The 25,401-nt window shown below is 62.0% G+C and carries 24 protein-coding genes, 1 tRNA gene and 1 pseudogene; 9 read left to right on the top strand and 17 right to left on the bottom strand.

Features of this window, described 5'->3' with window-relative positions:
- Window positions 1-23 precede the first annotated feature (23 nt).
- The gene (locus ACP69Z_RS01565) at window positions 24-1,811 is read right to left on the bottom strand and encodes an aminopeptidase P family protein (RefSeq protein WP_426265797.1); all 1,788 of its coding nucleotides are present in this window, start codon (window positions 1,809-1,811) and stop codon (window positions 24-26) included.
- 109 nt (window positions 1,812-1,920) lie between these two features.
- Here ACP69Z_RS01565 and ACP69Z_RS01560 point away from each other — a divergent pair, with 109 nt between their 5' ends.
- From ACP69Z_RS01560 to ACP69Z_RS01535, 6 genes are all read left to right on the top strand, one after another.
- Window positions 1,921-3,981: a S9 family peptidase gene (locus ACP69Z_RS01560; protein ID WP_426265796.1), complete on the top strand. Its 2,061-nt coding sequence runs from the start codon at window positions 1,921-1,923 to the stop codon at window positions 3,979-3,981.
- Window positions 3,978-5,378, top strand: a complete 1,401-nt coding sequence (locus ACP69Z_RS01555; protein ID WP_426265795.1) for a hypothetical protein — start codon at window positions 3,978-3,980, stop codon at window positions 5,376-5,378. The genes ACP69Z_RS01560 and ACP69Z_RS01555 overlap by 4 nt, the downstream gene beginning before the upstream one ends.
- Window positions 5,375-5,776 carry an acyl-CoA thioesterase gene (locus ACP69Z_RS01550; RefSeq protein WP_426265794.1) on the top strand — a complete coding sequence of 134 codons (402 nt, stop codon included), beginning with the start codon at window positions 5,375-5,377 and terminating at the stop codon, window positions 5,774-5,776. Before ACP69Z_RS01555 ends, ACP69Z_RS01550 begins: the two co-directional genes overlap by 4 nt.
- A gap of 216 nt (window positions 5,777-5,992) precedes the next feature.
- Window positions 5,993-6,634: a maleylacetoacetate isomerase gene (gene maiA / locus ACP69Z_RS01545; protein ID WP_426265793.1), complete on the top strand. Its 642-nt coding sequence runs from the start codon at window positions 5,993-5,995 to the stop codon at window positions 6,632-6,634.
- A gap of 68 nt (window positions 6,635-6,702) precedes the next feature.
- A complete protein-coding gene (locus ACP69Z_RS01540) occupies window positions 6,703-7,446 on the top strand; it encodes a class II aldolase/adducin family protein (RefSeq protein ID WP_426268023.1) in 744 nt (247 codons plus the stop codon).
- 43 nt (window positions 7,447-7,489) lie between these two features.
- Window positions 7,490-7,565: transfer RNA gene (locus ACP69Z_RS01535), tRNA-Thr, on the top strand.
- Between the two features lie 1,002 nt (window positions 7,566-8,567).
- Here ACP69Z_RS01535 and ACP69Z_RS01530 read toward each other — a convergent pair.
- Window positions 8,568-8,696 (bottom strand): recombinase family protein, encoded by a 129-nt coding sequence (locus ACP69Z_RS01530; protein WP_426265792.1) that lies wholly within the window; start codon window positions 8,694-8,696, stop codon window positions 8,568-8,570.
- A gap of 154 nt (window positions 8,697-8,850) precedes the next feature.
- Window positions 8,851-9,027: pseudogene (locus tag ACP69Z_RS01525) on the bottom strand (DUF3489 domain-containing protein); the annotation flags it as partial.
- Window positions 9,028-9,952: 925 nt separating this feature from the next.
- Here ACP69Z_RS01525 and ACP69Z_RS01520 point away from each other — a divergent pair.
- Entirely contained in the window at window positions 9,953-10,330 is a 378-nt protein-coding gene (locus ACP69Z_RS01520; RefSeq protein WP_426265791.1) for a hypothetical protein, read from the top strand.
- Window positions 10,331-10,453: 123 nt separating this feature from the next.
- Here ACP69Z_RS01520 and ACP69Z_RS01515 read toward each other — a convergent pair whose 3' ends face one another.
- The 14 genes from ACP69Z_RS01515 to ACP69Z_RS01450 form a co-directional block, all read right to left on the bottom strand.
- On the bottom strand, window positions 10,454-11,425 hold the full coding sequence (locus ACP69Z_RS01515) for a radical SAM protein (protein ID WP_426265790.1): 972 nt from the start codon (window positions 11,423-11,425) through the stop codon (window positions 10,454-10,456).
- A gap of 521 nt (window positions 11,426-11,946) precedes the next feature.
- Window positions 11,947-12,516 (bottom strand): hypothetical protein, encoded by a 570-nt coding sequence (locus ACP69Z_RS01510; RefSeq protein ID WP_426265789.1) that lies wholly within the window; start codon window positions 12,514-12,516, stop codon window positions 11,947-11,949.
- Entirely contained in the window at window positions 12,513-12,842 is a 330-nt protein-coding gene (locus ACP69Z_RS01505) for a hypothetical protein (RefSeq protein WP_426265788.1), read from the bottom strand. The genes ACP69Z_RS01510 and ACP69Z_RS01505 overlap by 4 nt, the downstream gene beginning before the upstream one ends.
- Window positions 12,843-12,953: 111 nt before the next feature.
- On the bottom strand, window positions 12,954-13,412 hold the full coding sequence (locus tag ACP69Z_RS01500; RefSeq protein ID WP_426265787.1) for a S41 family peptidase: 459 nt from the start codon (window positions 13,410-13,412) through the stop codon (window positions 12,954-12,956).
- A gap of 254 nt (window positions 13,413-13,666) precedes the next feature.
- A complete protein-coding gene (locus tag ACP69Z_RS01495; protein WP_426265786.1) occupies window positions 13,667-13,951 on the bottom strand; it encodes a hypothetical protein in 285 nt (94 codons plus the stop codon).
- Window positions 13,948-14,385, bottom strand: coding sequence for a MarR family transcriptional regulator (locus ACP69Z_RS01490; RefSeq protein WP_426265785.1), 438 nt, complete (start codon window positions 14,383-14,385; stop codon window positions 13,948-13,950). Before ACP69Z_RS01490 ends, ACP69Z_RS01495 begins: the two co-directional genes overlap by 4 nt.
- A 505-nt stretch (window positions 14,386-14,890) precedes the next feature.
- Window positions 14,891-15,151, bottom strand: a complete 261-nt coding sequence (locus ACP69Z_RS01485) for a hypothetical protein (RefSeq protein WP_426265784.1) — start codon at window positions 15,149-15,151, stop codon at window positions 14,891-14,893.
- A gap of 610 nt (window positions 15,152-15,761) precedes the next feature.
- Entirely contained in the window at window positions 15,762-16,028 is a 267-nt protein-coding gene (locus ACP69Z_RS01480) for a hypothetical protein (RefSeq protein ID WP_426265783.1), read from the bottom strand.
- A gap of 1,092 nt (window positions 16,029-17,120) precedes the next feature.
- Window positions 17,121-17,435: a curli-like amyloid fiber formation chaperone CsgH gene (gene csgH, locus ACP69Z_RS01475; protein ID WP_426265782.1), complete on the bottom strand. Its 315-nt coding sequence runs from the start codon at window positions 17,433-17,435 to the stop codon at window positions 17,121-17,123.
- Between the two features lie 15 nt (window positions 17,436-17,450).
- Window positions 17,451-18,128 carry a hypothetical protein gene (locus tag ACP69Z_RS01470; protein WP_426265781.1) on the bottom strand — a complete coding sequence of 226 codons (678 nt, stop codon included), beginning with the start codon at window positions 18,126-18,128 and terminating at the stop codon, window positions 17,451-17,453.
- A 27-nt stretch (window positions 18,129-18,155) separates the two neighbouring features.
- Entirely contained in the window at window positions 18,156-18,923 is a 768-nt protein-coding gene (locus ACP69Z_RS01465; protein WP_426265780.1) for a hypothetical protein, read from the bottom strand.
- Window positions 18,924-19,019: 96 nt separating this feature from the next.
- Window positions 19,020-20,810 (bottom strand): beta strand repeat-containing protein, encoded by a 1,791-nt coding sequence (locus tag ACP69Z_RS01460; protein ID WP_426265779.1) that lies wholly within the window; start codon window positions 20,808-20,810, stop codon window positions 19,020-19,022.
- A gap of 244 nt (window positions 20,811-21,054) precedes the next feature.
- Window positions 21,055-22,026 (bottom strand): CsgG/HfaB family protein, encoded by a 972-nt coding sequence (locus ACP69Z_RS01455; RefSeq protein ID WP_426265778.1) that lies wholly within the window; start codon window positions 22,024-22,026, stop codon window positions 21,055-21,057.
- Between the two features lie 3 nt (window positions 22,027-22,029).
- Window positions 22,030-22,455 (bottom strand): curli assembly protein CsgF, encoded by a 426-nt coding sequence (locus tag ACP69Z_RS01450; RefSeq protein ID WP_426265777.1) that lies wholly within the window; start codon window positions 22,453-22,455, stop codon window positions 22,030-22,032.
- Between the two features lie 398 nt (window positions 22,456-22,853).
- Between ACP69Z_RS01450 and ACP69Z_RS01445 the strand changes: the two genes are divergently transcribed.
- Together ACP69Z_RS01445 and ACP69Z_RS01440 are read left to right on the top strand one after the other, a co-directional pair.
- Entirely contained in the window at window positions 22,854-24,500 is a 1,647-nt protein-coding gene (locus tag ACP69Z_RS01445; protein ID WP_426265776.1) for an MASE1 domain-containing protein, read from the top strand.
- A complete protein-coding gene (locus ACP69Z_RS01440) occupies window positions 24,497-25,081 on the top strand; it encodes a response regulator transcription factor (RefSeq protein WP_426265775.1) in 585 nt (194 codons plus the stop codon). The genes ACP69Z_RS01445 and ACP69Z_RS01440 overlap by 4 nt, the downstream gene beginning before the upstream one ends.
- Window positions 25,082-25,401: the final 320 nt, after the last annotated feature.

The raw sequence follows: 25,401 nt of genomic DNA, 5'->3' as shown, positions 1-25,401 counted from the left end.
ATTCGCACCCGCCGTTGCGCCACTCACAACGGCGCGCATTGCTCCTCGAGCCAGGCGCGCTCTTCCGCGCCCAGGCCCGGCCCGATCCGCCGCACCACCTCGGCGTGATACGCATCCACCCACTGGCGCTCGGCCTCGCTTAGCATCCCGGTCACGATCAGCCGCCGGTCGATTGGCGCAAAGGTCAGCGTCTCGAAGCCAAGCATCGGCTTTTCCGCGCCCGGCACCTCTTTCTCGACCACCAGCACCAGATTTTCGATCCGGATGCCGTATTCGCCTTCCTTGTAATAGCCGGGCTCGTTGGAAAGGATCATCCCCGCCTGCAGCGGCTCGTCGCCCCCTGCGTAAGCGCCGCCGACCGGCGCGATCCGCTGCGGGCCTTCGTGGACCGACAGGAAGCTTCCGACCCCGTGACCGGTGCCGTGCGCGTAATCGAGACCCGCTTCCCACAAAGGCCGCCGCGCGAAGCTGTCGAGCTGGCCGCCCCGCGTGCCCTTGGGAAACAGCGCGCGGTCGATCGCGATATGGCCTTGCAGCACGCGGGTGAATCGCTCGCGCATCTCCTGGCTCGGCTCGCCGACCGCTACCGTGCGGGTGATGTCGGTGGTGCCATCTTCATACTGCCCGCCCGAATCGATCAGGTAGAGCGAGCCGGGCCGGAACGGCACGTTGGACTTTTCGGTGGAATGGTAATGCGGGCTCGCGGCGTTGGCGCCAAACGCGGAGATGCTGTCGAACGACAGGTCGCGCAGCGTCGGGTCCTCGCGGCGGATCGCTTCCAACCGGTCCGAAGCCTTTAATTCGTCGAGCTCGCCCTCATGCTCGGCGACCCACTTCAGGAAGCGGGTCATCACCGCCCCGTCGCGGGTCTGCGCGGCGCGCTGACCGGCGATCTCCGCCTCGTTCTTGATCGCGCGGGGCAGCACCGTCGGATCGCGCAAGGCGATGATCTTGGCGCCCGCACCCTCCAGCGCTTCGCTGATCGCCGCCACCGACCGCTCCGGATCGACCGCCACCGTCTTGCCGCCAAGCTCGCCGAGCTTTGCCGTGAAGTCCGCCCGCTCGTGCAGCCGCACCCCGTTGCCGAGATGCTGGCGAAGCTCCGCCGTCACCTTTTCGCCCTCGACGAACAGGTCGGCAGTGCCGTCGCTGTGCACCAGCGCGAACGCCAGCCCGACCGGGGTCCGCGCCACGTCGCTCCCGCGCAGGTTGAAGGTCCACGCGATCGAATCGAGCGCCGCCAGCACCGCCGCGTCGGCACCCTGTTCGCCCAGCCAATCGGCCACCGCCTGGCGCTTGTCCGCGCTCGACCGGCCGGCCAGCCGCTCGGGATGCACGATCAGCGCCGCCTTGCTGGGCTGCGGCTTGTCCGTCCACACCGCGTCGATCGGATTGTCGGCCACCGCGACCAGCTCGGCGCCCTTGGCGGCCAGCATCTCGCGCGTTTTCTTGACCCAGTCGCCGCGGTGCAGCCACGGGTCGTATCCGATCCGCGCGCCTGCCTTGGCATGGGCCTTCAGCCAATCCGCCGGGCTCGATTCCGGCACCGGCTCATACGACCAATGTGCCCCGTCCACCTGTTGCCGCACCTGCAGCGTGTAGCGCCCGTCGGTGAAGATGGCCGCTTGTGTCTCCAGCACCGCCGCCGATCCGGCCGACCCTTCGAACCCGGTCAGCCAGCCGAGGCGCTGCGCATAGCTGCCGACATATTCGCTCATATGCTCGTCGGTCAGCGGAATGACGAAGCCGTCGAGGCCCTGGGCGGCAAGCTGCTGGCGAAAGGCGGCGAGGCGGTCGGTGTGCGTGCTCATGGCAGCCCTCTAGACCCATGCACGGGGTGGACGAAAGCTCCTCTCTTGCGCCACCGTCGATCGGCCCCAAATCCTTGCTCTTCCCGTTCCCGTCCGAAAGCTTCCCCTCTTGCCCGACAGCCTTCCTCCCCGCGCCGAGCCGCGCCCGACCTCCTTCGAGCGTCACGGCATCACCGTCACCGACGATTACGCCTGGCTGCGCGATGCGGGCTATCCGACGGTCGAGGACCGGCAAGTGCTCTCCTATCTCGAAGCGGAGAACGCCTATTTCGAAGCGTGGAAGGCCCCGCACGAAGCGCTGATCGAGACCCTGTTCCAAGAGATGAAAGGCCGCCAGAAGGAGGACGACCGCTCGGTCCCGGTCAAGAACGGCGATTATCTCTACTGGTGGGCGTTCCAGCCCGGCGCCCAATATCGCCAGTGGTTCCGCAAGCCTGTCGCGGGCGGTGAGGACCAGCTAATCTTCGACGAGCCCAAAGAAGCCGAGGGCAAAGATTATTTCCGCCTCGGAGCGCTCGAAGTCAGCCCCGACGGGCGCCTCGCCGCCGTGATGGCCGACGACAGCGGCTCCGAACGCTTCACCCTGCGCATCCGCGACCTCGCGACGGGCGAGGACCTCGAAACCGTCACGCAAGTCGGCATCGGCGGCCCGGTGTGGAGCGCCGACAGCAAGGCGGTTCTATTCACCGAGGTCAACGACCAATGGCGCAGCTACCGCGCCCGGCTCCACCGCCTCGGCAGCGACCCCGCCGCAGACGTCACGCTCTACGAGGAAACCGAAGACAAGGGCTTCTCGGTCGGCCTGTCCAAGAGCCAGGATGACAGCCTGATCTTCATCTCCACTGGCGACAACCGCACCAGCGAAATCCGCTTCGTTCCCGCCGCCGACCCGCTGACCGAGCAGGTCCTGATCAGCCCTCGCCGGGAGAACCGCCTCTACGAAGCCGACGCCGCGCACGGGAAGCTGTGGATCCTCACCAACGACAATCACATCAACTTCCGCATCGCCTCGGCCGACCCCGCCGCGCCCGGCGACTGGCAGGAGGTCGTTGCCGGTTCCGACGACACCTATCTGCGCGGCCTGACCGCCTTTCGCGATCACCTCGTCATCACCAGCCGCGTGCAGGGCCTCGATCAGCTCACCCTGCGCGATTACGCCACCGGTGAGGTCACCCGCATCCCGTTCGCGGAAGCCAGCTACACCGCCTCGCTTGGCAGCAATCCGGAGTTCGCGCCGGCCGCCTATCGTCTGTTCTACAGCTCGATGGTCACCCCCGCGACGGTCTACGACTACCACCCCGCTGGCGGCACGCTCGAAACCCTCAAGGTGACCGAGATCCCCTCGGGCTACGACCCCTCGCAATACACGACCGAGCGGCTCCTGCTCCCCGCGCGCGACGGCAAGCAGATCCCCGTCAGCATCGTCTACAAGAAGGGCTACCGTAAAGACGGCAGCCAGCCGCTCTTCCTCTATGCCTACGGCGCCTACGGCTACGCCATTCCGCCGAGCTTCTCCGCGACCAGGCTGAGCCTCCTCGACCGCGGCTTCGCCTACGCCATCGCCCACATCCGCGGCGGGGATGACCTTGGCTACGGCTGGTATCTTGACGGCACCGCGACCAACCGCTGGAACACCTTCCACGATTTCGTCGACGCCGCAAAAGGCCTCAACGCCGCGGGCTTCGCGCAACCGGGCAAGATCGCCATCCAGGGCGGCTCGGCCGGCGGCAAGCTGATGGGGGTGGTTGCCAACACCGATCCCGACCTGTGGGGCGCGGTGATCGCCGACGTGCCCTTCGTTGACGTCATCAACACCATGCTCGACGACACGCTTCCGCTGACGCCCGGCGAGTGGCCGGTGTGGGGCAATCCGATCACCGATCCCGACGCCTTCAAGCTGCTCCTGAGCTACAGCCCCTATGACAACGTCAAACGCCAAGCTTACCCGCCTATGCTGGTTACCGCCGGCCTGAATGATCCGCGCGTCACCTATTGGGAGCCTGCTAAGTGGGTCGCCCGACTGCGCGCCACCAAGACCGACAACAACCTTCTCATGCTCAAGACCAACATGGGCGCCGGCCACGGCGGCAAATCCGGGCGCTGGGACAACTTGCGCGAGACTGCGGAGGACCAGGCCTTTGTGCTGACGCAGCTCGGAGCCGCTGAATGATGCTTGCGCTGACCGCAGCGGCTGCCCTTGCGACCAGCGCACCTGCGGAGCCGCAAATGCCCGCCGCGTCCGACGTTACCGTGGAGCGCTCGGGCCAGCGCTGGACAGCCGACTTCCGCCTTACTGGCCGCGCCCCGGTGTGGATGTTCGTCAAATCCGTCCTCCCGCGAAAAAGCAAGACCTCGTGGCGGCTTGCAACGGTTCAGGTGTTGACGCCGGGCGTTCGCCTGGTGCGCATCGGTAATTACGACGCACTGGTTGCGGCCGGCGGTGGAGCGTTGCCGGCGCGGGTGCGGCTTCAGTTCACGCCCTTCCGCGACGATATCGAGAGCGGCTACGACCCCGCGCTCATCTTCACTGACGGGTCGGTGGCGCTCTACGGCGACCAGTTCTGGGTCACGCCCGCCCGTTCCGCCGCCGAGGTGCGCGCCATGGGTCCGTTCGAAGAAGGGCCCGGAGGGCAGTCGTTCCGCACTCGCATGACCTTCACCGACCGTGCCGGACCCGTGCTCGCCAAGGGGCAGCGCGTGGCACGCGCGCAGATGAACAATGGCGGCACATACGTCCTCTTCGGCAAGGCGGCGCCGGTGGTCGGTCCAGCTATGACAACCCTGTTGGATCCGTCGCTTCCGTCCTGGATTTCCGCCTACCTCAATGCGGAAATGCCCAAGGTTCTCGGACGCTACGCGCAGGAGCTTGGTCCCTCGCCGGTCGGTCAGCCAACGCTGATGGTGACCTGGGGCGGCCTGACACCGGCGCAGCCCGACCATGCGAGCCTCAGCGGCAGTGTGCTCCCCGGCTTGGTGCTGATGGATTTCAGCGGCTCAAAGCTGCAGCAGCCGAGCGACCGTGCTGCGCAATATGCGCGTTGGTTCGTCAGCCACGAAGCAGCGCACTTCTGGCTCGGCCAAGCGGTCAGCTACACGACGCCAGCCGAAAGCTGGATCACCGAAGGCGGCGCCGAACTGCTCGCCTTTCGCGCCACGGCGGCGGCCGATCCCACCTTCAGCATGTCGGCCCGCCTCGGCGAGGCGCGCGCCGAGTGCGCTCCCTTTCTCAAGAACGGCGGGGTGCAAAGCGCCTACCGCCGTGAAGGCGACTTCCGCGCTTATTACGCCTGCGGCGCGTTGATCGCCCTGGCGGCGGAAAAGGCCAACGGGGGCGACTTCGGCGGTTTTGTCAGGGCCCTCATCGCCGGCCCCGGCAAGGATGGCGAGGTCAGCCGCGCCGAATGGCTGCAACTGCTCGACCAGCGTGCGGGCAACAAGCGAAGCAGCGCGGCCATCGCCGACTTGCTCGACCGCGCGCATCCCGATCCCGTAGCGGCGCTAGATCGCTTCGCGGCTGAGACCGGCATCGCCGCCCAGTTTGCCCCCGCTGCCAAGGCAAAGCCATGACCAACCCCAGCTTCACTCTTTCGCTCACCGCCGAGCCGCAGCACATCGACGAGCTTGGCCACGTCAACAATGCGGTGTGGGTGCAGTGGATCCAGACCGTCGCCACCAGCCACTGGTATGCCACCGCGCCCGAACAATATCGCGACGCCTACATCTGGGTCGTGATCCGGCACGAGATCGACTATCTCCGCCCCGCGCTGGTCGGGGACGTCGTGACCGGTCGAACCTGGGTCGATGAAGCGCCCCGCGGCGCCCGCTTCGACCGCTTCATGGAATTCACCAACGCGGACGGCAAGGTGCTGGTCAAAGCGCGCACCACCTGGGCGATGCTCGACAAGGCAACCGGCCGTCCCCAGCGCATCACGACCGAGATCGTGGCGCCATTCCTCGGCCAGTAAGGAAACGAAACTCCTGTCCTACAGCCCGCCCTTCTGACATGGTTTCGCGCTGATGGCCCGCTCTGCATCCCTTTCCGTCTTGCCCTCCACGAGCGCGGGGCTCGCCGCCGCTTCCGCCAAGACCCGCTCCTATGTGAACTTTGAGAACTTCGGGTGTTTCCGGCTCGCCGCCCTATGTGAACTTCGAGAACTTAGCGCCTGCGGAGCCTGCCGCCCGTGACCCGGATCATCCTCCATGACTATTTCCGCTCCTCGGCCAGCTACCGGGTCCGCATCGCCCTCAACTTGAAGGGCCTCGACTACCAGCAGCATCCCGTCAGCCTGGTCGCAAACGAGCAGCAGTCACCCGAATACAAGGCGCTGAACCCGCAGGGCTTCGTGCCGATGCTGGAGATCGATGGCGAGCGCGTGACGCAAAGCCTTGCCATCTTCGACCGCCTCGACGCTTTGGTGGAGGAGCCGCCGTTCGTTCCGTCCGATCCCCCCGGCCGTGCCCATGTCCTCGCGCTGGCGCTGACAATCGCCTGCGACATCCACCCGCTCAACAACCTGCGCGTGCTGCGTTACCTCAAGAACGAGCTTGGCCAGCCGCAGGAGGCGGTCGACAGCTGGTATCGCCACTGGGTCGCCGAAGGCCTCCAAGCGCTGGAAGGGCTATCGGCGCCGCAGGCCGGTACCTTCCTTTACGGTGACCGCATGAGCATGGCAGACATCTGCCTCGTACCGCAGCTCTTCAACGCCCGCCGCTTCGACGTGCCGCTGGACGCTTATCCGACCCTGCTCCGCGCCGAAGCTTCGGCGCTCGCCATTCCCGCTTTCGCCGCCGCCCACCCCGATGCCCAGGAGTCCGCCACATGAACCGCGTCGACAACGTCACCGCCGGCATGGACCGGCTCCGTGCTCTTCAGGACGTCCAGATCCCGAGCATGGAGGGCAAGTGCAGCGAAGAGGAGTGGAAGCTCCGCATCGACCTCGCCGCCGCCTATCGCCTGATCGCGCATTACGGGTGGGACGACCTCATCTTCACCCACATGAGCGTGCGGGTGCCGGGGCCCGAGCATCACTTCCTGCTCAACCCCTACAACCTGATGTTCGAGGAAGTGACCGCATCTTCGCTGGTTAAGGTCGATATGCATGGCAATCCGGTCGATCCGACGCCCTTCATCACCAATCCCGCAGGCTTCACCATCCACTCGGCGGTGCACATGAGCCGCGAGGATGCGAACGCTGTCATCCATCTCCACACGCCGCACGGTCAGGCCGTTGCGGCGCATGGGGAGGGGCTGCTTCCGCTGACGCAGACCGCCATGCTGGTCCGCGGCGATCTTGCCTTTCACGACTACGAAGGCGTCGCGACGGACCATGACGAGCGTGAGCGGATCGTCGCCGATCTTGGGCACAAGAACGCCATGCTGCTGCGCAATCACGGCACCTTGAGCGTCGGCAGCACGGTCGGGGAGGCGTTCATCCGCATCTATTTCCTGGAGCGCGCCTGCCAGGCTCAGATCATGGCGCTGTCGGCGGGCGAGGCGATCAACCACCCGCCCCAGGGCACCCCCGAAATCGCCGCCGAACAAGGCGCCGCCGGCCTCAAGCTCGCCGCCCAGTTCCTCGCCTGGCCCGCGCTGTTGCGAAAGGCCTACCGCCTTGACCCCAACTTCGCCACCTGACGCCTTGTGAGGGGGGCAAGACCCTGTTAGTGGCGCCCTCGCTGCCGCTTTAGCTCAGTTGGTAGAGCACCTCATTCGTAATGAGGGGGTCACAGGTTCGAGTCCTGTAAGCGGCACCAACCTCCTCTGAAGATTTCAGCTTGGCACCATTTGGGGTCGCCTATTCCTGAAACTCCGGCGTGATCTCCGCGAGTTATGGAGCCGCCGCTCGCCCGTCCTTTTAACAGAGACGAGTTTGGCGCCGGGTTTGTCGGTGGAAAGAGGGCCCGGTCTCTGGTGCCCACTTTTGCAGCCACCAGATGCAGATGCTGTTCCGATGTTAGTTGAAGCCGAGAACCCTGCGTGACCTGCCCAGTCCAGCGGCAGGTCAGTCACGCGCAGCAGCCGCCGACCGGTCAGCGAGGGTGGCTGTTCGCCCTCCACGATTGCCGCGACGATGTCTGGAGCCGGAAAGCTGATCCGCAGGAGCTGCCACAAGAGCCGCTTGCTGTAGTGGGAGGTAAGAGGGTCGACCTCCCCCGAACCGAGTGACTTTCGCGCGCTCATCGCTAGCGCGACCAGTTTGACCAGCACCGGATCGGGCGCTGCCATCGACGTTCCATTTTTCAGAACAAGCTTCAACTCGTTCCCGCGGTGGACCATCCGCAGAGGCAAACTCACGGAAGCCATCGAATTCTCGCCGATCGTAACCCGCAGGTTAGTTTCTTCGAGCTGCGCTCTTACTCGAGGCTCGAGGAGCACCCTCCGCTGCTCAGGCACCGAGCTCGTCGGCGAGCGCGCGATCGGACATCAGCTAGCCAGGCTCACAGGCACGTTCGTGCGACCCAAGCCAGTCGCCAACGGAGTTGAGTACAGCCCGATCGATCTCACCGACCGCCACTCGCCACGCGGGCGTCTTGGTCTCTCCGGGCGCAAGCCGCGTAACATAGTAGTGATGTCGCTTGCTGCCCTTGTGCGTCGACACAGGCGTCATCGGTCGCCCGTCGGGGTCGATGATCATACCGGTGAGAAGGCTCGGGTATCTGACTTGCGTGCCAAGCCTCCGCTCGTAACGGTTCTTGGAAAGGATTTGCTGAACCTCCTCCCATTCCTCGGCGCTGATGATCGCCGCGTGCTCACCGTCATGCAGGTTGCCCCGGGGCAAAGTCAGCCAGGCTGCGGGTCAGCCGATCGACCTTATACAAGACGATGACGTCGACCTTGCCCGCAGCGACGTCTGTCAAGAGCTGCTTGAGGGCGGGACGGTCCATGTTGCCGCCCGACTACCCGCCGTGTCCTAGTGCTCCCTTACCTCCTCCCAGCCTTCGTGAGCCTGGCTGAGACTGTAGGCGGCGCAGGCCTCTCGCTGTGCATCGAGGCTGTTGAAAGCTTCCTCGAGCCCCTCTTCGGTCGACTTCCGCGTGCTCAAGCCTCGACTCCGGCAATGGGCTCCTGAAGCATTCGGTAGCTTGTCGCTCCGTCTGCCCGCTCCTCGTGGACAAGTTGCGCCTTCTTGCGAACACCGCTCAGGAAGGCCCGACAGCTGTGCGGCTTCCACTGCGTTGCCTTGGCGATCTCGTCCAGGGTTGCGCCCTTCTCTCGCGAAAGGAGCCGCGACCGTCGCCGACTTGCTACGCTGCTTAGGTGAGGTTGCCATTATGGGTCTCCTTGCTTCCGGCGCACAACTGCAGCCGCTCGCACTGACCCAAGCCGCTAGACCTGCAGGTCGAGCGGCATCGCTTCGCGTTATGTCGGACAGCAATGCTCTGGTTGCGTCTTAAGTCCAGTCAGGACGGCACGGAACCACATCCGCTTTGCGGCCGTGATTGGCCGAAGGCAGACGATTGGCTTCGAGGTGAAAGGATCTGGCAACCAGCCGTTCGCTCAGCGGGGCTCGCGTCTGGAAAGACCCATACGCGGACATGCAGAGCTTGATTGCTGCGGCCCGATAGCGGACGTTCGTTCAGGCGCGGCTGACGACGGCAGTTGGCCGGAAGCAGACAGTCCGAATTCGGATGCTGAGTAGCGGAAACCGGACCTTTACTCAGCTGCCACAGAATGACTCGCTGGAAGGAGTAACTATGCCGTTCAGCGAGGAAGAAAAGCTTGGCACCAGGCGAAGCGCAAGCTCGAGAAAGAGCCTGAGTTCCGTCGCCGAGCTGAGCCCGTCACGGAATGCATCCATTGTGGCCAGCCATTCGGATACGGTGAGGGCTTTATCACTGACGAAGTGCACCTGTGTGACGTCTGCAATGGTGATTAGCCGGCAGCTCGGACGGCCAATCGCCTTTTGACTGGCTGGCTGAGGAGCGACTGCCAATGCCGCTGGCTGCTTATGTCCGCTTTCGACCCTTAGCGGACATTCAAACCGTTTTTCGTCGACGATAGGAGATCGGGCAGATGATCGATGAACGTTGCGATGAAGAGTATCTTCATTACGTGCTGAAGAGCGTGTCCCCGCTGTGGCTGCTCAATCACATCGCGGCCAACTCGAGGCGTCCCTGCTACTGAAGACGACATTGGTGCCATGAACAAACAGGCGGATGCGCGAAAGCGAATGCTAGAGAGCAATCTCGCGTTCCGAGCATCGCTTGAGCGCCTGAGCGCGATCGATGTGAAGCCAATCTGGGGGCATCAGGAGGATTATAGCTACACGTCTCGCGTCTTACTGCTGTATGTTCCAGTAGAGGCCTTAGGTCGCCTGCATGATCTTGTCGCCAACGATGCTGGCTTACTTGATCGTCTTGATCGTAAGGAAGCGGTCGAATGTTATAATCGTTGGCTGCTGCAGAACTACCATCCAGAGTGGGAGGCATATCGTCGGCAATGGCCCAGTCTGGCGAAAAATCCTTATTTCAATGCTGCTAATGACTTCGGCCGCAAGCCAAATCCATTGCAGGCTTAAAAAGTAAGGTCTTCCTCTGCGGTCTGCGCCTGTACCACATTCAGATCGAACTCTGCGTTCGATCCGCAACGGACCTTCGCTTAAGCTTCGGTTGCATCGATGATAATGGCGCTGACCAGGGCCTTACGCCGCCATCCCGAATTTATCGAACTGCTGCGTGCTAGGGCAGTCAGCGCAGTCACAGGAAGGCCTTGCCCGCTGCAGTGCCCGCAGCCGCGCCGGCAATGCATCTAAATCGGCAGGATGACGCAAGTCGTCGATCGAGAGATCGAAATGCTCCGGCGTGAAGCTGCATGGCGCTACTCGGCCGTGCTCGTCGACGAAGAGGAAGGTCTCGGCCACTCGGCAGTCCTCGATTGGGAACGGACGGCCCGCCACCGTGTCCGCGATGCGTTCCAAATAGGCCGGGCCGCCGACCAGCGTCGTGCCCTTGAGGCCGAGCTCGGTGCGAAGCCGCGGAAGCAAAGCGGCGAGCATTGCCACTTCGGCGCTGCTCAACCGGTTCTTCGGAAAGAATTCGGGCCGGTCGCGGCCACCCAACTGATTGAAGCTGATCTCGTCGACGCCCCAATCGTTGAGGTTGCGGCACAGCGTCTCGAACTGAGCGATGTTCCCACGCATCAACACGACATTCACGCGCACCTTGAGCGATGCACCCGCTTGGTTCCGCTCGGCGATCAAGGCTGGCACGTTCCGGGAGAGTTTGGTGAAAGCGCCGGGCCAACCGCGCATTGCGTCGTGAAAGTCGGCGAGGCCGTCGATGCTGATCGTGACTTCGCGATAGCGGCGGATCAATTCGGCCCGCACGCGTGGTGCGCCGAGCGTAGTGCCGTTGGTAGTAATGCTAAGATCAAGACCTAAAGCCTCTGCCCGCTCGCTGAGCTGGGATAGCGACCGCCAGAGGAGCGGCTCCCCACCAAGCCAGCTCAGCAGGACGGGTCTGCCCCTTTCCGCCTGCCATTCCCCGAGCAAATCGACAAAGCGCTCGACTTGCGTCGGATCGGCCGTCACGCGCGGGATCGAAAGGCGCTTGTCATAAGCACAGAAGGAACAAGCCAAATTACAATGATTGGAGACACGCCAAAGAACGATCATGCTGCCCACTCCATTCGAAGACGGCATGCTACGACGCGTTCGCCGTCCGGCGTTGATTGCGAGCGCTAAGGGGCGAATTGGGATAATCGCAGATGTCGATCATTCGCCATTCTTCCCATCGCCGAATGCGAAAGTAACATCATACTTTCTCGAGAGACTGTATGGTCTGAACTCAATCTTTCTGCGCTTTGCTCAGTAAGTTCCTAGCTTCGATCGTAGACCGTCACCCGTGCCGCAGGCTGCTCGTCGGCATCGGACAGGAAGAACAAGTATTCGTCTCCTGGTACGTCACGACTTGAGGACACGCGGACGAACCGGATCCGGCTGAGACTTACCTTTCGTTTCAGCCTGCCTGCCCCAGCAAAAGCCATTACGAATCTACTCCTGTTCTTCCTGATCGGGCTCGAGGACGGATCGTCAGATGGCGAGCTGCTACATTGTCTCCGATGGGCTCTACGATCGTGTCAAAGTCGCGGGCATACGTCACTATGACCAAAGAGGCGGACGGAGCTACCTAACCGTCAGCCGATCTCGTCTACGATCGCGGGGCGATCCGGATGGGCGATCAAGTAGGCACGGACGCGCCGACCACCGAACATCTTGGCATAAGCCATGCTGATCTGGTGGAGTTCGGAACGATCTTGCGCTGGGAGATCTGCGAGGAGTTCGGGCGTCACTTTGCCGTGGCGCGGTTCGACCAGGAGCCGGATCAAGGTCTCACCATCGGCGTTTCCTGCCTCGATACCGTGTATGCGTTGGAGGGCGCTGCGGGTAAGCCGCTGCTCACGCTGAACTTGTTCGGCAAACCCATGGCGTTTGATGGGATTGTGCCAGACGGGCCAGCGGGCGAGCACCGCCTCCCGCTCTCGCATTTGGCTGATAACGTGACGGGTATCGTGAACGAATTCGGCTTCACGTGCCTGCTTCGCTTCGGCCACCAGCGCGGCCGTGTGGGCTTCGAAGTTCCCCACCACCGGGCTAAGCCGGCGGGTGGCCACCTCGCCGAAATTGAGGGCATTCACCTCCATCGGCCGTGTAACTGGTCTCACCGTTGCGTACAGCGGCAAGCCGTCCGGCAAGCCATCGGTCATGGCGTGGCGTTCAACGGTCTGGTGAAATCGCAGCAGGATGGCAGCGGCCGCAAGGTCTTGGGTGCATTCCCGCTGCTTGCTCCACGAGACCGCTGATTGACCTCCATTGCGTACAAGTCGTCCAGTCCCAGCAGGCGCAGCGGCGCGACATCCATCGTCACGAGTTCGGTGTCGGGCACACCTGCCTGAGTTGCGAGCGCACGCTCTTGTCTTTGGATTTGGAAGTCGCTCAAGAAATCGGTCACCGGAGACCACAGACGTGCCTGGTCAGACAGAAGCACGGCCGCAGCTCCAAGAAAGATGGATTCACCTTTGTACTGGCTCATCGGCGGATGTGCTCCAAAGCGGCTCAGCAAAGCGGTTAGCGCGCTAGTGGCGCTTGCAACTGTAAACGAAGCTCTCCGGCTCGCTCGGGGGACGCGGTGGTGATCAGTTTCTCAAGTGCCATGCGCCTTGCTGCTTCCAGCGCGTTCGCCGGCTCCACCTTGACGTCGGGCTGCACACCCGTGCCCTCCCAGTTGGTCCCCGAGATCGGGTTCACGGCTGTCCCGGTAGGAACGAAGACCGAGAAGTGGGGTGTCGATCGGGAACGGCATGCCTGGGTTTGCCCCGCCCCAGGTGCGCTCACCGGCGATAGTGGCGCGCTTCAGCTGCTGCAGGTCATAGGCAAATTCTTCGGTGCCCGAGGCGGTTTCCCGGCTGGTCAGGACATAGACCGGCTTTTCGTTGCTCCACGAGCCGCCTGGTACGAACGGCAGGGTCCAGCTCTGGTCGACCTCCGCATGCCCACGACGACGAAAGCTGTTAAGCTTGGTGCCGGGCGGAAGCAGGTAGCTCGCCGCCATCGCCACCATTCCGGGAGCGCCGCCACCGTTGCCGCGGAGGTCGAAGATCATCGTCCGTGTGCTTGAGAAAGGCCATGGCCGCGGCGAAGGTAGGGCCCGCGAACGGTGCGGGAGCGAACATATTGATCCGCAGGTAGCCGATGTTGCCGCCAAGAACTTCGGCCTTCGGAATGTCGAAATTGTTACGCGCCACCATGTCGATTTCGGCCTGCATCCGGGCCGGGTCGGGTCTTTCGGGCTGCTCCATCGGCGGCATTGGCTCGGGAGACCAGTGAACACGAAGATGCGCGTCCTTGGCTTCCGCCTTAATGACCGCAGTCAGGGCGGCGGCACAAGCTTGAGCATCGGTGATCGAGGAAACCTCTCGCGATGCTCCCGCGACGAAGGGCGCGGGTAATCACGGGCACCTTGTCCTCGAACACGTAGTGGGCGCTGATCCGCTCGATGGCTCCCTCAAGCACGGCTTTGCGGGTTGCCGCATCCAACGGCGCAATGGCTTTGGTTGGCGAAACAGGAACCTGGGCGAGTGCTGGTACCGCGAAAGCAAGCAGCAGCGCGCCGGCAGCGCTGGCGATAACAGTACGCTTCATGAGCCTTCTCCTCGTGATGACAGCCTGTTGTTGATCGAGCGGTCACGCAGCGCGGTGTCGAAGCGATCGAGCAGATCGATGATGTCGCAGCCTAGTTCTTCGAAGAGCTGACCGAAGAGGTGGGCGAGTTGGGTATGCAGCTGGCGCAGGACCTCCGCTTCGGCATGCCCAAGTTCGGTCACAACGAGCTGCTTGCGCCGACCGTCGCCAGGATCCTTGGACACCTTGATCAAGCCACTCTCGGCGAAGGTCTGCGCCATGCGGACGATCAGCGGGTGCGAAAAGCGAAGGCGGCGGGCAACGTCGGCCACGCCGATCGGACCCGCCTCGTCGATCAGCAGCAGCATGGACGCACCACGTGGAGGCACCTCCAGCCTCTTGTTCAAAAGCTCGGCGCCGGTCTGCTGCAGGATCAACTCCGACGAACGGCGCAAGCGGTGCGCAAGAAACGCGCTGCCTTGTGCTTCGATGTAGAGTTATCTGAGAGCCTAGAATTATAGCGGTGCCGCTATCCGGACCTTGCTTGTTCGTACCGCTTTTGTTCTTCCGCCTGTATGCGCCGACTCGGACCAACTCAGCTCGAAGCACTGGCTTTAGACGCGATCGAAGAAGCGGCGGCCGCCTCCCACGTCGCTCCTGTTGAGCGTACACGAAGCTTGGCGCTTGCTCTCGCCTGGCTTCTGCATTGCAGCCGGCCCGACCAATACCTGCCTCGCTGGCCTTTTGAGAGCTTCTGGGCGGGTTTAGGCTGTGAAAGGGAGCACGACCGCTGGTCGGGCGTGAATGCGGCTGTGAACGCGATCTATGGCGCTTTGGGAGTCAGACGCGATCTCGACCGCATCAGCTGCCACGAAGCCCGAGTGAGCCGACGGAGAGCGCGGACCATTGCCCCGCGAGCAACTCAGAAGGCGAACGTCTGATAAGGTGGAAGGCGGACGCTTACAAATCTGGACTAGTCTGCACCCAGATGCGCGAAACGCCACGGTCTTTGACCCATTCTGTAGCTGCGGCGAGCGCTGCTTCCAGGGTTGTGTCGCTTGCCGGCAGAGAGGCGTAGAACACACCTTCACCCGATGCCTTGAAGCCGTAGCCCGTTCCAAGGAACTGACCGTCTTCGCTTGCCTCGATGATGAGCCAAGCGTCTTCGTCTTTCATTTGCGGCATCTGCTCGCCGGGTTGCAGGTAGATGTGTTCGATCATCACCCAGCGTTTCTCACAGTGCTGCCAATGGCAGCAATGGATGGAAAGCAGACATCGTCGCTTGACCTCTGCGTAGTCTGCGTCAGCTACTCAAAGCAGCTACAAAGCTTGCGCTTCCATCGTGAGTTCTTTGTAGAACTCGGGAAAGTCTCTAGCACATTCAAATGGAGACGGACCGCTGAACCCAGAGAACGAGATGTAGTAGCTCTGAGCGATTGCGAATGTTGATCCTTTCCGCGACATCCTCAGTATCGTTTTCACCGGAGTGTTGTGCGGAACACTGCCGGGTTTTGACCGGCTCAAAGAAGAACCTACGACAAAGTCGTCGATAGTCTCTATCTTGATGTCTCGCGGATCGAGATCGTGGCGTGCGCAGTAAGCCTGAGCTGCACGCACATACTGCTTCCAAATAGATGGATTCACTATGTCGAGCTTTGCTGATCGCGAGCAGAGTTGTTTGAACTCTCCTGCCGTCGTTTCACATCCACCTACGGTCAAAAGACTGGCAACAATCAAGAACAGACCATCGGACCTCACGTAACCTCCCGTGCTATGCCGCTGGAGGGCATATTGCTTGACTTGAAATGTCCGCACTAGGTGAAAAGCGGACTTAGGAAGTGAGCAATCCAGTCAATTCGCTGCTTCCGTCCACCAGAATGGCGACAACCGTGATCGCGGCGATCAGCGCGAGCAGTAGGGGATTTCTCAGTCGCCAATAGAACGTTGCGATCGGGAAAGGCCTTCCTTTTCTCGGCCACCATGAAAACAGGAGTTCATAGCTCCACCATGCATTTGCAATGAACAGTATGCCTGCAACGACCACCAGGATCCGGGGGAAAGTCCTGCCTGAGCGCCGACCCCCTTTGCGATCAGCCAAGCACCCAAGGAGATCATCAGGATGTTCTTGATCGCAAACCAGATGTTTTGCCCCATCCTGGTCTTGACACTTGCGCCGAGATAAGAAGGGGCTCTGAAGTCCACATTACCTCGCTGCTCCTGCGATATTGCGTCACCTCTCCGGGTAAGCGTGCGTCCAGATAGTCATACGGGCCTGCGCCAGTCCAACCGATTTGCCGGGCAACATCCGGATTGCCGCGGAGAAACCCTTCCCATTGCTCCTCCCGCACCTTTTGCCAGCCTGGCAATCGAACCACCAGTGCAGCCGGCCTGCCTCGCGTTGCCAAGAGGTGCGCTGCGACCTTGACCGCTTCAATGTCGTGGCCCTCGACGAACCATTCGTCCGGCCGGTCGAACAGCCATCAAAGCCGAGGATGTGCACGTTGCCTTCGATGGTGACCGACATTCGTCCGTAATTGTCCTGCACGACCAATGTATTGATTGTCAGGCTCGCATCAGGGGCAATGATTGCCGTGCGACCGCCAGTGTTACTGATGAGGGCGCCAGGGTATGGCAAATCGGCCGGAAATCGTCGCAATGTCGCTGCGTCGAGCCGAGCACGTCCCTCGCCTTTCCGATGGAAATACTGCCAGGATAAGCTCCTGGCGATCCTCTCCTAATCTCGTCTCCGCTCAAGTTCCTCTCTCTCTGCCGATCGCCGGAGCGCTTCTGTCTCGCGGAGTGACGCAGCTTGCGCACGCTCCTCGTCCCTGTCCTTCCACATCTTCTTCTGGCGTTTGCGCTCTTCGCTTCTGGCGCGATGATCACGAACGATCTCAAGCCCCAACACCGCGAGGGCGTGAAGGCCGGCGCCCCCTGAAGGCCCACCCGAGTTCTTTCCAATATTGGGCATTCCCTGCTTCCCGTAGCCGCTGCTCGCGCGACCGCTTCTTACTCATGACCAGTTCGGGTCGTAAGCGGATTGTCCGCTTTGGGTGGAAAGCAGACATCCGGTTTGCCGCTTACACTTTCGTGTCGGAAAGAGCTGCTCAGTTTCTTGATGTGCAGGCCTACACTCACATCTCAGGCGCTTCCGACGTGAAGGCTGTTTTTACGGACTGCTTATGAACTATCAGCGAGCTTTCTTTACCTGTTCGTACGAGCCCCCATCATGATTGACCCTCAGCGTTGCTGACCAGCCTTGAGTTGCCCCCCCCATACTGAGGCTCACTAGTACAACCCTTTGCCCTGGGAGCAGCCGAACAGTGCCAGTCTGGACTGACTGGTTCCCATCGCTGCTGCTCGCCTCAAGTTCATAGCGGGCGGTGAGCGGAACAGGGCTTTCTCCAATCACCATCAAGCGCGCCTGCTCGCCCGTGCCCTCCAGGACCAAGTTCACGGGCGGAGTCATGGTGCCTGCGGCGGCAAGAAGGAGCAGGTCGAACATGGCATTTCCTTTATCTCACCGTGGCGGCGGGTTGAGAATGGCTCCGACGATTGCTGCCGCCTGCTCCTGGCTGATCGGCGACTTCTCCTCGTCCTTCTTGACGGCAGGTTGCTGCGGCTGGCGAAGAGCGATGCTGGCGACGCCTTGATCTTCGGCAGTGCCCTCGCCCGCGGCAAGACGCCGCGCGACGTTCTGCGAAGCGCTCGACGTCGCTATTCGCTGCTCCAGCAACAGCCGTTGCTCAGGCGACAAGGGCGGGGGAGTGCGGTCGAACTCCGCGCTGCGCGTTTCGATCACCTTCGCGCAGGCAGCGGGCGACAGGCGTAGCCGTGTCGCGCGATCGCAACGATCTTCGCCTTCGATCACGGTTCGAGGCCCCGGCCGCGACTGTTCCGTACTGCTGAGTGCAGGGGCGGCCTCGGCGCTCGCCTTGCCCTTGGCGAGCTGCTGAAGAGGCTGGCGCTCGACCTCCGGATTGCTTCTGGGCGGCGCAAGCAAGGTTCGGTCGACCTTCTGCTCCACCTGCAGATCGTTGGAAGCTCCGCTGGTCAAGGGGGCCGGCACCTCTAGACTGTTGTCAACCGACGTGCTGATCTGCTTGATCTCAACCGGGCCAGGTTGAGCAAAGCCGGCGGTTCCGCTCAGCAGGGCCACCCACAGGATCTTCATCGTCATCCGCTTAACCATCTGCATCGCTCCTGCCACGACATGTTCGTGACGCTAGCGGTTGGTCTGGGTGATCAACAGCTGACCGCCCTGGACGCTCCCACCATTTTGCACGATCTGGAGATCGGACAAGTAGCTCCCTTGTTGATCCCAGGTCAGGCGATTGCCGACGCCGTTTTGGGCCACGGTCATCCGGTTGTTGTCGCCTTCCTGCGAGAGAGCGGCGAGATTGTCGCTGCCGCTCTGGGTCAGCAGCATGTCGTTGCCGCTGCCGATCTGGCTAAGGGCGGCGCCATTGAACTGCGAGCCGTTGGTGGCTTGGCGGGTCCATAACCGGTTGTCGGAGCCGCTCTGGGTCACCCACAAGGCGGTGCGGCCGCTTCCGAACTGCTCGGCTTGGATTAGCTGAGTGGAGCCGGACTGATTGATCGAGGCAAAGGCAGTGCCCGTGCCCCGCTGAGTAACATCGACCTCGTTGCCGGGACCGCCGTTCTGAAACACCGTGGCAAGGGCATTTGGGGCCGTCTGCACGATGGTTGCCGTCGCGCCTTGCCCGATCTGCTCGATGAAGGCGCCGCGGCCGCTGACCGATGGCATGGCCATGGCGATGGGCGGCGGCTTGCGGTCGATGCTGCGCCGCTCATCGCCGACATTGCCCTGCGGCTCCAGATTGCCGTTGTTGCCGTTGCAGGGATTGCCATTGTTCTTGAGGCACGGACTGCCGGGCGAAGCCTGGCTGGTCACGGCTGACGCCTCCGCCGCCGCAAAGGCCGAAGCAATCGCGGCGAAGGCCAGGAAGAGAGCGGGAGTGGCGCTGCGCATGGTCGCAATCCGATCGAACTGGTCTGCTTCGAGTTGGGGTGAATACGAAAAGGTAAGCAGGGCCTCCGCTCGATGTGGAGGCCCTGCTCGCCGTTATCAGTTACCCTGAGTGACGGTGGCGGTGTTGCCGCTGCCGTTCTGGTTGATGGTCGACATATTGTTGCTGCTGTTCTGGGTCAGAGTTGCACTGTTGCCGCTGCCAATCTGAGTCAGATTCGACACGTTGAGATCACCGGCCTGGATGACACTCGCCGTGTTGCTGACGCCGTCCTGCATGACGGTGGACGAATTGTCGTCACCGCTCTGATCGACAGTCGCCTTGTTACCCGACGAAGCGTAAGTCCCGAGAAGCGAGTTGGTCTGATTGATCAAGCTGCTGTTGCCATCGCCGCTCTGCAACGACGTGGCGGTCATCAGGCGCTCACTGCTGACGGCCGGATCGGACGAATACTGGTTGATCGTGCTGACGTTGTTGCTGCCGATCTGGTCGATCGACGCAGTGGTCACGATCGGATCCGGGCCACCGGGGGGGTTCGGCGCATTGTTGACGCTCTGGTTGATGGTCGCCAGATTGTCATTACCACCCTGGTCTACCCGCGCCGAGGCGAGCTGTCCGGCCTGCGTGATGAAGGCACGGTTGTCGTTGCCCGACTGGTCGACACCTGCAACGCCGGCATCACTGTCACCGGCCGAGTTGTCGAAGCCCGTCTGGGTAATTTCCGACCGGTTGCGATCGCCCGACTGATTGACGTTGACGTCTCCGCTGGAGCCGGTCTGAGTGGCAATGGAAACGTTGTTATCGCCGCTCTGATCGATCAGCGCTTCCTGACCATTGGTCTGGAAAGCATTGCCGTTGTTGCGGCCCTGCGTCAGCGCCGACGAGTTGTTGTCTCCGCTCTGATTGACCTGCGCCTGCGAGTTCAGCGAGTTCTGCGTGATTGCCGAGGTGTTGCCGTCGCCGGTCTGGGCAACTCCAGCAAAGCCGCCGGCATCATCCTGCTGGGTGATGTCGGACTGGTTACCTGCACCGTCCTGCAAGACATCAGCAACAGCGTTGTTCGAGCTCTGGGTAACACCCGAACGGTTGTTGGTCCCGGTCTGCCGGACGGTGGCGTCATTGGCGTTGCCGCTCTGCACAACGCCAGAGCGATTGTCGTCACCTTCCTGACCTACGTTGGCGAGGTTTGCATCACCGCTCTGGTTGATGTCAGACTCATTGCCCGGATAAGCGGACTGCGGCGGAGGCGCGTCGACGTTGCGCTGGTTCACGAAGGCCGTGGAAGAGCCGCTTTGGACGATGGCCGACCGGTTGTCGCCATAATCACCACCCTGAACGACATCGGCGATTGCGCCATCCGAACCAGCCTGCTGATCGATGGTCGAGTTGTTGTACGTGCCGGTCTGGCTGACGTCCGCTTCGGCGGCAGCCGCCTGCGTAATGGTGGAGCGGTTCAGTGTTCCGTCCTGGATAACACCGGCGCGAGCGCCGTCGGCGCTCTGCGTCACCAACGAACGGTTGTTCTTAAAGGCGTCAGGGCTGTAGCCGCCGAGGCTATTCGAACCCGACTGCGAGACATCAGCGTCGGCATCGGCCGTCTGCTGAACTTCCGAGTCGTTGCCGTCGCCGGACTGCTGAACCTTGGCCCCTGCACCACTGGTCACCTGATTGATCAGCGACTTCTGGTTGGAACCAGCTTGGCCCAAAGTCGCCTGGTTGTTGTTGCCATTCTGGATCACGTCCGAGGTGGAGCTCGAACCCGACTGGGTAACGCCAGCATTATTGTTGAGGCCCGTCTGCGTTACCGCGGACTGATTGCTTTGCGCATAGGCCGGAGTCGCCACTGCGATGGCGAGAGTGGATACAGTTGCTAGGATGAAGCGTTGCATGGTTGTCAATCCTTGTTCGAGGGTCGATAACCATGTCGCCTCTCTATGAGAGGTGACATGGGTTGGTACTCACCGTCCTTGTCGCGCGCGTTGGAGCTGCAACTCCGGCGCGCGCTTTCGTTTCGGGCCTTGGCACCGCTGCAACGGCCCCACGTCCCGCCTGGCTCACTCTGCTCTTCCGGGGGCCAGGTCCCCGGTGAGAGCTGTTACGGAGCCCTCACGAGCCCCGATCTTGTGTCGCTACCTAGCTCCCGGCAGCGGTTGATTTCTTCACCACCGCAGTTTCCCGCGGTTTGACCTTCATCGGCGCGGCGCGGCGCGCTCGCTCCATTGCCTCGCGGGCCTGCGCCGCGTTGATCAACCCGTTGCGCTCTGCGCGATACCGCTCGATCAGCGGCTGCCCGGCCCGGGCGTCGGCAAAGCTCCACACCTTGAGATCGGCGCCTTCCAGAACCAGCGCGTGCACCGCTTTCTCGATCGCCTGCTGCAGCGCGAGATGGTCGGGCTCGTTGGTGGTGAAGCCCGCCTCGGCTTCCAGAAGTTCCTTGAACGCCACGAACTTGAAGGCGCTGGCGCCGATCGCCTTGGACGCAATGGTCTTTGAAGCGGTGACCGTGGTCAGCACTTCGCCAGTGCGCACCGAAACCGCGCGAAGATACACGGTAACGGTGTCCTGGCGATATTCGGAGCGCCCGCCGATCCCGAGGAACGACGCGCCGGCGCCGCCGGTGACCGTGTTGGTGTCGTAACCGACGATTCCCCCTTCCAGCAGCACACCGGCGAACAGCATGGCCGGCAGCGCCTGCGCATTGATCTCTTTCTCGCCAAGATAGCGCTCGCGCATTTCGCGAATGATCTGCCGCTCGTTCAGGAGGTTGCGCAGCGATTCGCGCTCGACAATGGTGAACCACTGGCGATTGCCCGCGTCCTGCAGCGCCTTGGCCAGAATGGATCCGCCGCCCTGAGACACTGCGCGCGAAAGCGTTTGCCCGGTTTCCACATCGCGAAACTGTCCGGTCTGGTCGGTGAACCCGTAAACGGCCACGGCGACCGGGCGCTGCGGCGGCGGAAGTTCCTGCAAGAGAACCTGGGTTTGCGTGCGGGCCGGGAAGTGAGCGAGCGAGGTGGTTTCCGGAATGGCGTCACGCCCGCTGCCGGTTACGGACTGGCACGCGCTAAGCAACAGTGCGGCAACAAGAAGTGTTGGTTTGCGCATGGTTCAGGGCACGCTGACGAAGGTTGGAATGACAATGGTCGTCACTTCGCCGTTGCTGGTGATGGTCAGCGTGATCGCATCAATGCCACGAACGAACTCGATCGTCTGGTCACCGAACTGGATGGTCCCGCTTTCCTGCGGATCTTCCCCGAAAATCGCATCAACGATCTGCGACGATAGTGCGGAAAGAAGACGCGATTGAAGCTGCCGCGCAAAGACATCTGCCTCGCTGCCACGCGCCGGCGCATCCGGGTCCTTGGTCTTGTTCTGCGCATTGGCGATGCCCAGCAAGTGCTGCGAATTGAAGGGGTTGCCACCAAAAGTCGGATTAATGGGCTGATAGACTAAGTCTCCGGCAAGCGCCGGTGACGATATGCATACGCCAGCGATGACAGCCGCACTCAGGGCGGCTGGCCGATTGAACCGCATTGCAGTTGAACCCCTTGTTTCCTCTTCCGCGCCGAGTCGGCGGGAAGATGGTGAAAACTTAACGTCTAATTTATCGCATTCAAGCAATTTAATATAATGATTTAAATTAGCGTGCTTCAGATTGGGACTGAGCCCTCGGAGATCTAAGGCTCGCCTGCCAATGCGGGAGGCAAAGGCCGCGTAAAGGCTTCGCTCCGACGTCCATTCACATGAAACGGCGGCGATGCTGCTGGCGGAGCCCCGGGAGAGGCACTGTAGGCATCACGAGGTCGGCTGCCCCACAGCCTTTCGCGACCCCACTGTTCTTCATTAATTATGCGCCAACAGGTATCCGGAGAATCTACTGAGATGATTAATCCGCAGAGTCTTGTATGCATGCCTGCGGGGGATTGTATGACATGCCGATGGGCGCAGCATTAAAGGGCTGGTCGAGAGAACGTGGATGGTATCCTAATGCCCACGCGCCAGTGTCGGGTAGGCCACGTTTCTCGCTTCAATGGGTCGGAGTACTTGCGCTCTACGGCATCGGCTTTGTCGCGCTTCGATCTTGGTCAGCGCAATGGGCGACCTTCAACCTATTCAGCTTGTGGTTTCCGGCTGCTGGCCTGCGTTTCGCCTTTCTTTGGTTCGTCGGCCCACGAGTAACCATTTGGGCGGCCTGCGCGGAGGCGCTGGCCAGCCTAGGCTTCGGGACTGTGGATCTTGGACCACAACCGCTGCTTGGGATCGTCCGAACGGTCTCTCCCTGCCTCATCTATGGTTTGGTGATCCACCTGCTTGGCCATGGTCGGACGACCCCTGCGACCAGCGACATCAATCCCCTTTCTTTCAGCGCCGCTGCGGTGATCAGTCCCATCCTCGCCGGCCTAGGAGCCCTTGCAACCGCTTTCCCCGAACTCGATGCCACAAGCCATTCCGACCTACGCACTGTGTTCGATAGCATGCTGGTCTTTGCGCTTGGTGACCTTTTAGGAATCCTGCTGATTGCGCCGCCACTGCTGGCATTGAGCACCTGGCGGTGGCGGAGCCAGCCGCTGCGAATGTCAGGCAGCGTGCAATCGGCACATTGGATCGAGTCAGTTGTCGTTCTCGCTTCGGCTTGGGGTCTCGTGTGGCTCCTTTTCGAGCTCGGCTATGGTGTGTTGCTCGCGCCGGTTCTGCTGGCGACGTTATGGGCTGGCCTGCGTTCCGGGCGCGTTGCCGCTTGGATCGCCCTTGCCGTAAGCGCTTTGATTATCCTCCCTGTGTCGGACACCAGCTTCAATGAACTGGAACGGATACACGCGCACATGCTGCTCGCCTGTATCGCGGCCGGTGGTTATCTCGTGGGCAGTTACGCTGAGAGTCAGGAGCGATCGGCGCGGGAAATACGCCGCCGTGATCGCCTTCTGTTCCAGGCGGAGCGGCTGAAGACCCTGCGAGCCATGTCTCTGGGCGTTATACACGAGATCAGCCAGCCCTTATCTACCATTGCACTCGAGGCGAGCAGTCTTACAAAAGTGACGGCAACTGCTTCGCCAGACTACAATGCCGTCCACGAAATGGCCGAGCGGATTGGCCGCAAGACCAACGACCTGTCGGAACTTGTCCGGCGTTTCCGGCGCTTCGGTGAAGGCGGCCCGGAGGAGCGCAGCCTCGTCGGCGCGAAGGCCATTCTCAGCGACATCATCGATCTGATCCGGCCGGAAGCGGAGCAGGCCGGCGTTCGGCTTCATGTGTCGCCAGCTCCCGACGTCCTTGTCGAGGTCAGCGACGTTGAAATCCGCCAGGCGCTGCTGAATCTCGCACGCAATGCTCTTGCTGCCTCGCCTCAGCCGGGCGGCTCGCTTTGGCTCAGCTGCCGCGCAGATGACTCCAGTCTGTCGTTCACAATCGAGAACATCCGCACCGGCGAGCCGCGCCCGGCTGGCATGCGGATCGGACTGCTGATCGCGGAAGCTATCGCCAAGGTGCACGGGGGTAATCTACACTTTGACAGTCCCCGCCCCGGACGCGTGCGGTGCAACTTCGTCATTCCGATCGCCAAGAGCTCTGACAAGCAATGACCATCGTTCCGCTCATCTACGTAGTTGATGACGATAGCGACTTCGCCGCTTCGCTTACGCGAGTGTTGCGTTCGGCAGGCTATGCAACTGAGCCGTTCAATGATCCGGCGGCTTTGCTTGACGCTTATCTGTCGGCACCAGCTGATTGCGTCCTGACGGACGTCATGATGGGAGAGATGGACGGCTTCGCCTTCGCGGAGAAGCTCCGCAAGATTGACCGGTGCGTCCGCCTCATTTTTGTCACAGGGTGGCCATCAACGAGCGCTGCGGTGAAGGCGATTCGCCAGTTAGATGCTGCCGACTACCTCGAGAAGCCGGTGCAGGAAGAGGCTCTTCTGCTCGCCGTGGCAGCAGCAACCGCAGACGGCGTGCGGCGACGCACGATCCAGCAACGAACAGCCGTCCTGACAGCGCGAGAACAGCAGGTACTATCGCTACTCGTCCGCGGCTATTCGTCAAAGGAGATCGCTCGGGAGCTCGATATCAGCCCCCGAACGGTAGAAAGCCACCGTGCCCAGATCTCGAGCAAAACTGGCGCCCGAACGCTGGCAGCCATGGTCGCCCTGTCTGAGTTAACATGAACTTCTCAGCTGGCGCTCGCTTTGAAAGGGTTCGCCACCGCGCCAACCAAGTGCTGCGGAGTATTTACCTATCAGCGCCGCACATCCGCCTATGAAGCGGCCGTGCATCGTGGGCGTCTGGACTGGGCGCAGAGTAGACCTCAGAGTGCGATGTGCTGAATGTCCGCTTTGGGTCGTAAGCAGACATTCGCTGACCGGCTGAACAAACGTCAGCTTACGGGTGAGCGCCTTACAGCGCCGGGCTTCCTCTATGGGCGCCGAGCGGAATGGCCGCACGTGGCCGAAAGCAGCCTTTCCGCTCTTCGGGGCCGAAAGGTGCA

This window comes from Sphingomonas sp. LHG3443-2, assembly GCF_049896405.1.
In the GTDB taxonomy this organism is placed as follows: domain Bacteria; phylum Pseudomonadota; class Alphaproteobacteria; order Sphingomonadales; family Sphingomonadaceae; genus Sphingomicrobium.
Note: the sequence above shows the minus strand (reverse complement) of the source record. Positions and strands in the feature narration are given on the sequence as shown.

Bases quoted from the DNA above. Each gene is read 5' to 3' on its own strand.
- ACP69Z_RS01520 (WP_426265791.1), top strand. From the start codon at position 9,953: ATGAACAAACAGGCGGATGCGCGAAAGCGAATGCTAGAGAGCAATCTC.
- ACP69Z_RS01550 (WP_426265794.1), top strand. From the start codon at position 5,375: ATGACCAACCCCAGCTTCACTCTTTCGCTCACCGCCGAGCCGCAGCAC.
- ACP69Z_RS01440 (WP_426265775.1), top strand. From the start codon at position 24,497: ATGACCATCGTTCCGCTCATCTACGTAGTTGATGACGATAGCGACTTC.
- ACP69Z_RS01540 (WP_426268023.1), top strand. From the start codon at position 6,703: ATGGAGGGCAAGTGCAGCGAAGAGGAGTGGAAGCTCCGCATCGACCTC.
- ACP69Z_RS01470 (WP_426265781.1), bottom strand. From the start codon at position 18,128: ATGCAGATGGTTAAGCGGATGACGATGAAGATCCTGTGGGTGGCCCTG.
- ACP69Z_RS01485 (WP_426265784.1), bottom strand. From the start codon at position 15,151: ATGATCGAACACATCTACCTGCAACCCGGCGAGCAGATGCCGCAAATG.
- ACP69Z_RS01500 (WP_426265787.1), bottom strand. From the start codon at position 13,412: ATGATCTTCGACCTCCGCGGCAACGGTGGCGGCGCTCCCGGAATGGTG.
- ACP69Z_RS01450 (WP_426265777.1), bottom strand. From the start codon at position 22,455: ATGCGGTTCAATCGGCCAGCCGCCCTGAGTGCGGCTGTCATCGCTGGC.
- ACP69Z_RS01515 (WP_426265790.1), bottom strand. From the start codon at position 11,425: ATGATCGTTCTTTGGCGTGTCTCCAATCATTGTAATTTGGCTTGTTCC.
- ACP69Z_RS01445 (WP_426265776.1), top strand. From the start codon at position 22,854: ATGCCGATGGGCGCAGCATTAAAGGGCTGGTCGAGAGAACGTGGATGG.
- ACP69Z_RS01505 (WP_426265788.1), bottom strand. From the start codon at position 12,842: ATGAGCCAGTACAAAGGTGAATCCATCTTTCTTGGAGCTGCGGCCGTG.
- ACP69Z_RS01465 (WP_426265780.1), bottom strand. From the start codon at position 18,923: ATGCGCAGCGCCACTCCCGCTCTCTTCCTGGCCTTCGCCGCGATTGCT.
- ACP69Z_RS01565 (WP_426265797.1), bottom strand. From the start codon at position 1,811: ATGAGCACGCACACCGACCGCCTCGCCGCCTTTCGCCAGCAGCTTGCC.
- ACP69Z_RS01495 (WP_426265786.1), bottom strand. From the start codon at position 13,951: ATGAAGCGTACTGTTATCGCCAGCGCTGCCGGCGCGCTGCTGCTTGCT.
- ACP69Z_RS01510 (WP_426265789.1), bottom strand. From the start codon at position 12,516: ATGACCGATGGCTTGCCGGACGGCTTGCCGCTGTACGCAACGGTGAGA.
- ACP69Z_RS01455 (WP_426265778.1), bottom strand. From the start codon at position 22,026: ATGCGCAAACCAACACTTCTTGTTGCCGCACTGTTGCTTAGCGCGTGC.
- ACP69Z_RS01530 (WP_426265792.1), bottom strand. From the start codon at position 8,696: ATGGACCGTCCCGCCCTCAAGCAGCTCTTGACAGACGTCGCTGCGGGC.
- csgH (WP_426265782.1), bottom strand. From the start codon at position 17,435: ATGTTCGACCTGCTCCTTCTTGCCGCCGCAGGCACCATGACTCCGCCC.
- ACP69Z_RS01555 (WP_426265795.1), top strand. From the start codon at position 3,978: ATGATGCTTGCGCTGACCGCAGCGGCTGCCCTTGCGACCAGCGCACCT.
- ACP69Z_RS01460 (WP_426265779.1), bottom strand. From the start codon at position 20,810: ATGCAACGCTTCATCCTAGCAACTGTATCCACTCTCGCCATCGCAGTG.